Below are 7,465 nucleotides of genomic sequence, written 5' to 3' on the forward strand. Positions count from 1 at the left end.
AAGGGCGTGGACCTGGACGCGGTGGAGCTGCTGACCAAGGCCTACCGCCTGTACAACGAGCAGGTGCAGACGGCCGGTATCGAGCCCCTGCTGTCGTTCACGCGCGCCTGGCGCCTGGTGAAGTTCGTCGACGCGGGCATGCTGACCCGCACCAAGTGCAGCCAGTGCGGCGGCCAGTTCGTCACCGAGCTGTATGAGAACCGCCACTACACCTGCGGCCTGTGCAACCCGCCGGCACGCGCGGGCAAGAGCAAGGCGGCTGGCTCGCTGATGCTGCACTGAAGAGAGGCGCAACCCCCTGGGGCGCTGCGCGCCTTCCCCCTTCTCTGGCTTCGCTGCGCGAAGCGGAAGGGGGACGCCACCAGCGCGGCGGGGCGGCCCTTGCGCGGTGGCCGCTGGCCTGGGCCGCGCCCGGTGGACACGCCACGCGCGATGGGGAATGCAATAAAAAATAGCTCTTGCGCTTGCTGATCAAGCGCCATTAGCTATTGAATCAATAGCAATTCACACCAACGGCAGCAGGCTGCGCCCGCTTTCGAAGCGGCGCGGCTCGCCGATGCGCGGGTCGGTGAACTCCAGGCTGCGCGCCAGCAGTTGCAGCGGGCGCGAGAAATCTCCTTCGGGCGGGTCGTTCACCTCGGGGTAGAAGGCGTCGTTGCGCAGCGGCAGCCCGAGCGCCGCCATGTGCACGCGCAACTGGTGCCGTTTGCCGGTGATGGGCGAAAGGCGGTAGCGCGCCCAATCCCCGGCCACTTCCAGCCGTTCCATGTGCGTCCAGGCGTTGGGCTCGCCGGGCACCTCGTGCATGCGGAAGAACTGCGGGCTTTCCTCCAGCCGGCTGCGGTGCTCGCGCGGGAACGCCAAGCCCTCGCGCCAGGGCGCCACGGCCTCGTAGTGCTTGGTGATGGCGCGGTCACGGAACAGCCCCTGGTACAGCCCGCGCGTGGCGCGCTGCACCGAGAACATCACCAGGCCGGCGGTGTCGCGGTCGATGCGGTGCAGCGGCACCAGCTCGGCCAGGCCCAGGCGGCGCTTGAGGCGCACCAGTAGCGTGTGGTGCAGGTAGCGGCCCGTGGGAATGACGGGCATGAAGTGCGGCTTGTCGGCCACGAGCAGGTGCTCGTCGCGGTACACCACGGTTTCCTCGAACGGGATGTTCGGCTCGCTGGGCAGGCTGCGGTAGTAGTACAGGCGGATACCGGGCTCGAACGGCCGGGCGGCCGTGACGGCATCGCCACGCTCGTCCACCACTTCGCCGGCCGCCATGCGCGCCATCCAGTCCTCGCGCGGCACCACGGGCAGGCGCCGCGCCAGGAAGTCGAGCATGCTGCCGCTCCCCACCGAGGGCAGCACGACGCAACTGGGGCCGACCCCGTCGCGCATGGGCAGCACCTGCGGGTCGCGCGGGTTGTGCATGGGCGCGGAGGGTTCAGGCGCGCGGAGCGGCGGCGCCGAGGCGGCCCGTGGCCTCGTGCACCTGGGCGCGAACGGTATCGCACCACAGGGCCACGGCGGCCTCGACGGGCTGGCTGCGTTCCAGCACGCCGGGCCAGCGCCGCTGGCAGCCGTTGACGATGCTCTCCAGTTGCCACAGCGCCTCGCGCACGACGAAGGCCACTTCGGCCAGGCCGGCGGCGTCGCCCTGCAACTGCTCGATCAGCAGGGCCTGGTGGTCGGGGTGCGTGCCCGCCTCCGTGAGGGCCTTGAGCAACGCACGCAGCCGCGCATCGACAAAGCTCACCGGGCCGTTCTGCGCCAGCAGCGCGGCCACGCCGGGCATGGCGGTCTTGGCATGCTCCCACTGGCCGAAGGCATCGACCAGCGCCTGGGCCATGGCTTCGATGTGCTCGCCGGCCAGCGGAGCCTGGGCGGCATCGCGCTCCTGCTCTTCCTGCAGCAAGGGCAGCAGATGGCTCACCAGGGCGGCGGGGAACTTGCGGTGGTTCAGGCGCAGCACGAGGGAGAGCTGCTGGCCCGGCATGTCGGTGGGCTTTTCATAGAACGCGGTCACCACCTCGGCCAGCAGCAGGATCTGGCCCATGGCCGAGATCTCCTTGCCGGCGATGCCGCGCGGGTAGCCCGTGCCGTCCATGCGTTCATGGTGTTCCAGCACCGCCACCTCCACGGCGCGCGGATAGACACGGGCGTCGCGGATCATCAGCATGGCCGTGATGGGGTGGGCCACCAGGTGCTTGCGCTCGGCGCCGGTCACCTTGTTCTGCCGGTCGCGCCAGGCCGGGTCCATATGCAGCACGCCCACGTCGTGCAGCAGCGCGGCGGCGGCCAGCGACACGCATTCGCGCTCGCCCAGGCCGCTCTTGAGCGCCAGGAACATCGCCACCATCATGAACTGCAGGCTGTGCTGGTAGAGGTCGGGGCGCTGGGCGCGCATGACCGTCAGCTTGAAGGCCATGGGCTCGGTCAGCGGCAGGGAACGCAGCGGCGCGATCAGGCGCTCGGACGCCGCCCCCAGCGCCTGCGCCAGCAGGCGCGGCAGCGGCGCCGTCGCCAACAGCTCCTTGGCGGCCGCCATGAGCGCAGGGGCATCCACGGCATTCTCGACCGTGAGATGGCTGTCGATGGGCTCGCGCAGCTTGTGCTGGACCAGCCGGTCGTAGAGCCGGCTGTCGATGCGCGCGCCCTTTTCCACCAGCTTGATGCCGTTGTCGGAATAGATGGCGTCCTGCGTGACCACGGCGCAGCGCTCGGCCATGTCGGTCACGGCGCGCAGGTAGTGCGCGCTGTCGGGGGGGCTCGCGCCCGTCTCCAGCAGGGGATCGGTCATGGGCATGGTGGGAGGACTCCCAGGAGAATATACGACGAGTGCCTGCATTCCCTTGCGCCAATGCAAAGGCCCGCCGAAGCGGGCCCTTGCAAGCACGGTGTCAGCGCCGTGTCACTGGATCAGCGGCACGCCGGTCTTGGACTGCAGCAGCTCGAACGTGACGCCGGGCGCCAGCTCCAGCACCTTCAGGCCCTGGGGGGTGACGTCCATCACGGCCAGGTCGGTGATGATGCGGTCCACCACGCCCACGCCCGTCAGGGGCAGCGTGCAGCGCGGCAGGATCTTCATGTCCTCGGTGCCGTCCTTCTTGCGCGCCACATGCTCCATGAGCACGATCACGCGCTTGACGCCGGCCACCAGGTCCATGGCGCCGCCCATGCCCTTGACCATCTTGCCCGGGATCATCCAGTTGGCCAGGTCGCCCTGCTCGCTGACCTGCATGGCGCCCAAGATGGACAGGTTGATCTTGCCGCCACGGATCATGGCGAAGCTGTCATGGCTGCCGAAGATCGACGAACCGGGCAGCGTGGTGACGGTCTGCTTGCCGGCGTTGATGAGGTCGGCGTCCACCTGGTCCTCGGTGGGGAACGGGCCGATGCCCAGCATGCCGTTCTCGGACTGCAACCACACTTCCTTGTCGCCGGTGAAGTTGGCCACCAGCGTGGGAATGCCGATGCCCAGGTTCACGTAGAAACCGTCTTCGAGTTCTTGCGCGGCGCGTGCCGCCATCTGGTCTTGGGTCCACGGCATGGTTCAGGCTCCTGCTTTCTCGGTGATGGTGCGCTTCTCGATGCGCTTCTCGGGGTTCGGGTTGTGCACGATGCGGTGCACATAAATGCCCGGCAGGTGGATCTGGTCGGGGTCCATGGCGCCCGTCTCCACGATCTCTTCCACCTCGACGATGCAGACCTTGCCGGCCATCGCGGCGGCCGGGTTGAAGTTGCGCGCCGTCAGGCGGAACTGCAGGTTGCCCGACTTGTCGGCGCGGTGCGCCTTCACCAGCGCCACCTGGGGCACCAGCGAACGCTCCATCACATAGGTTTCGCCATCGAACTCGCGCAGCTCCTTGCCCTCGGCCACGATGGTGCCCACGCCGGTCTTGGTGAAGAAGGCGGGGATGCCGGCGCCGCCGGCGCGCAGCTTCTCGGCCAGCGTGCCCTGGGGCGTGAATTCGAGTTCGAGTTCACCGGCCAGGTACTGGCGCTCGAACTCCTTGTTCTCGCCCACGTAGGACGAGATCATTTTCTTGATCTGGCGGGTTTCGAGCAGCTTGCCCAGGCCGAAGCCGTCCACGCCGGCGTTGTTGGAGATCACCGTGAGGTTCTTCACCCCGGAGTCGCGCAACGCATCGATCAGGGCTTCCGGAATGCCGCACAAGCCGAAACCGCCCACGGCCAGGAGCTGGTCGTCCGCGACCACACCCCGAAGGGCCTCGGCCGCCGAGGGAAATAACTTGTTCACGAAGATCTCCTCATCAGGTTTTGATACGCTACGATACTACTTAACAGGATAAGTAGTTTTCCCTAAATATTTGCACCATGGACGTAGATTACCGACTCGCCTTCGAGATGGCCCCCGTGGGCCTGATCGTGTCGCGCAACCGTAGCATGGTCGACTGCAACCGCCTGGTCTGCGAGATGTTCGGCTTCTCGCGCGAACTGCTGCTGGGCCAGACCTTCCAGATGCTCTACCCCAGCGCCGACGAATACGAGCGCCTGGGCGCGCACATGGCCCCTATTCTGAACGCCAAGGGCTTCTACGCGGACAACCGCATCATGAAACGCGCCAATGGCGAGATGTTCTGGTGCCATGTCTCGGGGCGCGCGCTCAACCGCGACGCGCCGCACGCCTCGGGCATCTGGAGCTTCGAGGACCTCAGCTCGCAGCGCGCCATGAAGGCCGAGCTGACCGGGCGCGAACGCGAGGTGGCGGCGCGCCTGCTCGAAGGCCTCACCTCCAAGGAAATCGGCAAGGCGCTGGAGATCAGCCACCGCACCGTGGAGATCTACCGCGCGCGCCTCATGCGCAAGTACGGCGCCTCCACGGCGGCCGACCTGGTGCACAAGCTCATCACGGGCTGACGCCCCCTGCTTTCAGCCCTTCGCCCCGGGCTCCACGACCTCGGCGGCGGCCCGGAAGGCATCCACCGCCGACGGCACGCCGCAGTAGATGGCCGCGTGCAGCAGCACCTCCTGGATCTCCTGCACCGTGGCGCCGTTGTTCAGCGCGCCGCGCACATGGCCCTTGAGCTCGTGCGGGCGGCCCAGCGCGGTCAGCATGGCCACGGTGACCAGGCTGCGCGTCTTGCGGTCGATGCCATCGCGCTGCCAGGTCTCGCCCCAGGCGGCGCGCGTGATGTGCTCCTGGATCGGCCGCGTGAACTCGGTCATGCCGGCGAACGCGCGCGCCACGAAATCCTCGCCCATCACCTGCTTGCGGGTGGCCAGGCCCCGCTCGAACTGGGCCTGCTGCTGTGCATCCATCTGAATCGCTCCTTGAAAAAACCGTGCAGGCCGTATTTTTGCCGCCCGCGCACCGGCCACGTATCATGCAAAAGCACTTTCTTTCCCCTCCAGGACCAGGACCCCGCATGAGCCCACGCTACCCCTTCCCCGACCTCGGCGCGCTGCCCGAAGACATCAAGACCCAGATCCTGCAGGTGCAGGAGAAGGCCGGCTTCATCCCCAACGTGTTCCTGGCCTTCGCGCGCCGCCCGGCCGAGTGGCGCGCCTTCTTCGCTTACCACGACGCGCTGATGGCGCCCGAGACCGTGGGCCGCGCCAGCAACCTCAGCAAGGGCGACCGCGAGATGATCGTCACCGCCACGAGCGCCGCCAACCAGTGCCTGTACTGCGTGGTGGCGCACGGCGCCCTGCTGCGCATCTACGAAAAGAAGCCCTTCGTGGCCGACCAGGTGGCCGTGAACCACCGCAAGGCCGACATCACGCCGCGCCAGCGCGCCATGCTCGACTTCGCCATGAAGGTCTGCCAGCGCTCGCACGAGGTCGAGGACGCCGACTTCGCCACACTCCATGCCCACGGTTTCGACGACGAGGACATCTGGGACATCGCGGCCATCACCGCGTTCTTCGGCCTGTCCAACCGCATGGCCAGCTTCGCCGGCATGCAGCCCAACCCCGAGTTCTTCCTCATGGGGCGGGTTCCGCGACAAAAATAACGCTATTGATTCAATAGCTATCAGCACTTACCTACCAAGCGCTGCAGGCCAAAAACCTTCAAAGATCAGGCGGTGACCAGCGCCCGCATCCAGTCGGGCAGCGTCTGCGCCTTCTGCTGCGGGAAATCGACCCAGATGGTGGTGGCGCCGCCCGCCGCGCACACCACGCCGGGCTGGTCCGTGCGCTCCAGGGTGCACCAGGTCTCGAAGGTGGTGCGGCCCGGGTCGCTGACGTACATCTTCGCCAGCACCTCGCCCGGGTATTCAAGCTGGCGGTAGAAGTTGCAGAAGGCGTTGACGATCACCGGCCCCTGGCCCTGCGGGTCGGGGTTGCAGCCCACCGAGCGCATCCACTCGATGCGCACCGTCTCCATGTAGCGGAAGTACACGGTGTTGTTGACATGGCCCATGGCGTCCATGTCGCCCCAGCGGATGGGCAGGGGCATTTCAAAGACCAGTTTCTTGGCTTCGGGGATCTCGATCTTCATCGCTCAGACCGCGAAACCGTCGTCGGCCGCGATCACCGCGCCGTTGATGAAATGGCTCTGGTCGCTGGCCAGCATGACGATGAGCGCGTCCAGGTCCTGCGGCTGGCCCACGCGCTTGCGCGGCAGCATGTCCCTGAGCTTCTGACCCTGCTCGGTGTGCCAGTGGTGGTGGTTGATCTCGGTGTCGATGTAGCCCGGGCAGATGGCGTTGGTGTTGATGCCGAAGCGCCCCCACTCCATGGCCATGGCCTTGGTCATCTGCACCACGGCGGCCTTGCTCATGCAATAGGCGCCGATCTGCGGCAGCACCTTGAGGCCCGCCATGGAGGCGATGTTGATGATGCGCCCGCCCGTGAAGCTGCCCGGCGCGGCGCCGCGCGAGCGCGCCAGCATGCGCTTGCCCACTTCCTGGGCGACGAAGAACGCGCCCTTGACATTGGTGTCGAAGATGTAGTCGTAGTCGTCGGGCGTCACGTCCTGCAGGCGCTGCGTGGTGCTCACGCCCGAGTTGTTGACGAGGATGTCGATGGAGCCCATCTCCGTCTCGGCATGGGCCACGGCGGCCTTGATGGAGTCGTGGTCGGTCACGTCGAGTTCGACCACGTGGGCATCACCGCCCTCGCCCTCGATGCGCGCCCGCAGCTCCTTGAGTTTTTCCACGCGGCGGCTGGCCAGCACCACGCCCGCGCCGGCACGCGCCAGCGTTCTGGCAAACTGCGCGCCCAGACCACTCGAAGCGCCTGTCACAAATGCGATGCGGCCGGCCAAATCGATGCTGTAAGCCATTTAGAGTATCTCCACTGATCTAAAAATAGAACGACCGTTCGATTATCGGCATAACCGTGCATACAATCGGTCACCCGCCGGACAGGGGCCACCCCCCTGCTTGCAGAAAATAACCCATTATCAAACGCCCGACGAGAAGCACATGACAAACGAAGAAATCCTCGCCCAGTTCGGCCCCCGAGAGTCCATGGAATACGACGTGGTGGTGGTCGGCGGCGGCCCCGGCGG

The 7,465-nt window shown here is 66.8% G+C and carries 10 protein-coding genes; 3 read left to right on the top strand and 7 right to left on the bottom strand.

What is annotated here, in order from left to right; translation table 11 throughout:
• Window positions 1–282: FlhC family transcriptional regulator (locus tag D8S75_RS17065; RefSeq protein ID WP_232829036.1), on the top strand; the 282-nt coding region annotated here is incomplete at its 5' end.
• Window positions 283–504: 222 nt separating this feature from the next.
• Here D8S75_RS17065 and D8S75_RS17070 read toward each other — a convergent pair.
• The 4 genes from D8S75_RS17070 to D8S75_RS17085 form a co-directional block, all read right to left on the bottom strand.
• Complete coding sequence (locus D8S75_RS17070; RefSeq protein WP_119967571.1) at window positions 505–1,416, bottom strand: pseudouridine synthase; 912 nt, start codon at window positions 1,414–1,416, stop codon at window positions 505–507.
• Window positions 1,417–1,429: 13 nt separating this feature from the next.
• Window positions 1,430–2,785 (bottom strand): HD-GYP domain-containing protein, encoded by a 1,356-nt coding sequence (locus tag D8S75_RS17075; RefSeq protein ID WP_119967579.1) that lies wholly within the window; start codon window positions 2,783–2,785, stop codon window positions 1,430–1,432.
• A 111-nt stretch (window positions 2,786–2,896) separates the two neighbouring features.
• The gene (locus D8S75_RS17080) at window positions 2,897–3,535 is read right to left on the bottom strand and encodes a 3-oxoacid CoA-transferase subunit B (RefSeq protein ID WP_119967572.1); all 639 of its coding nucleotides are present in this window, start codon (window positions 3,533–3,535) and stop codon (window positions 2,897–2,899) included.
• A gap of 3 nt (window positions 3,536–3,538) precedes the next feature.
• Entirely contained in the window at window positions 3,539–4,246 is a 708-nt protein-coding gene (locus D8S75_RS17085) for a CoA transferase subunit A (protein WP_119967573.1), read from the bottom strand.
• 77 nt (window positions 4,247–4,323) lie between these two features.
• Between D8S75_RS17085 and D8S75_RS17090 the strand changes: the two genes are divergently transcribed.
• A complete protein-coding gene (locus D8S75_RS17090; protein ID WP_119967574.1) occupies window positions 4,324–4,866 on the top strand; it encodes a LuxR C-terminal-related transcriptional regulator in 543 nt (180 codons plus the stop codon).
• Between the two features lie 12 nt (window positions 4,867–4,878).
• Here D8S75_RS17090 and D8S75_RS17095 read toward each other — a convergent pair whose 3' ends face one another.
• Window positions 4,879–5,268 (bottom strand): carboxymuconolactone decarboxylase family protein, encoded by a 390-nt coding sequence (locus tag D8S75_RS17095; protein WP_119967575.1) that lies wholly within the window; start codon window positions 5,266–5,268, stop codon window positions 4,879–4,881.
• A gap of 107 nt (window positions 5,269–5,375) precedes the next feature.
• Between D8S75_RS17095 and D8S75_RS17100 the strand changes: the two genes are divergently transcribed.
• Window positions 5,376–5,963: a peroxidase-related enzyme gene (locus tag D8S75_RS17100; protein WP_119967576.1), complete on the top strand. Its 588-nt coding sequence runs from the start codon at window positions 5,376–5,378 to the stop codon at window positions 5,961–5,963.
• Between the two features lie 65 nt (window positions 5,964–6,028).
• Here the strand turns inward: D8S75_RS17100 and D8S75_RS17105 are convergent, their stop codons facing one another.
• Both D8S75_RS17105 and D8S75_RS17110 read right to left on the bottom strand, forming a co-directional pair.
• Window positions 6,029–6,451 (bottom strand): acyl-CoA thioesterase, encoded by a 423-nt coding sequence (locus D8S75_RS17105; protein ID WP_119967577.1) that lies wholly within the window; start codon window positions 6,449–6,451, stop codon window positions 6,029–6,031.
• Window positions 6,452–6,454: 3 nt separating this feature from the next.
• Window positions 6,455–7,237 carry an SDR family oxidoreductase gene (locus D8S75_RS17110; RefSeq protein ID WP_119967578.1) on the bottom strand — a complete coding sequence of 261 codons (783 nt, stop codon included), beginning with the start codon at window positions 7,235–7,237 and terminating at the stop codon, window positions 6,455–6,457.
• Between the last annotated feature and the right edge of the window lie 228 nt (window positions 7,238–7,465).

The sequence above is a fragment of the Simplicispira lacusdiani genome (assembly GCF_003604195.1).
GTDB classification, from domain to species: domain Bacteria; phylum Pseudomonadota; class Gammaproteobacteria; order Burkholderiales; family Burkholderiaceae_C; genus Simplicispira; species Simplicispira lacusdiani.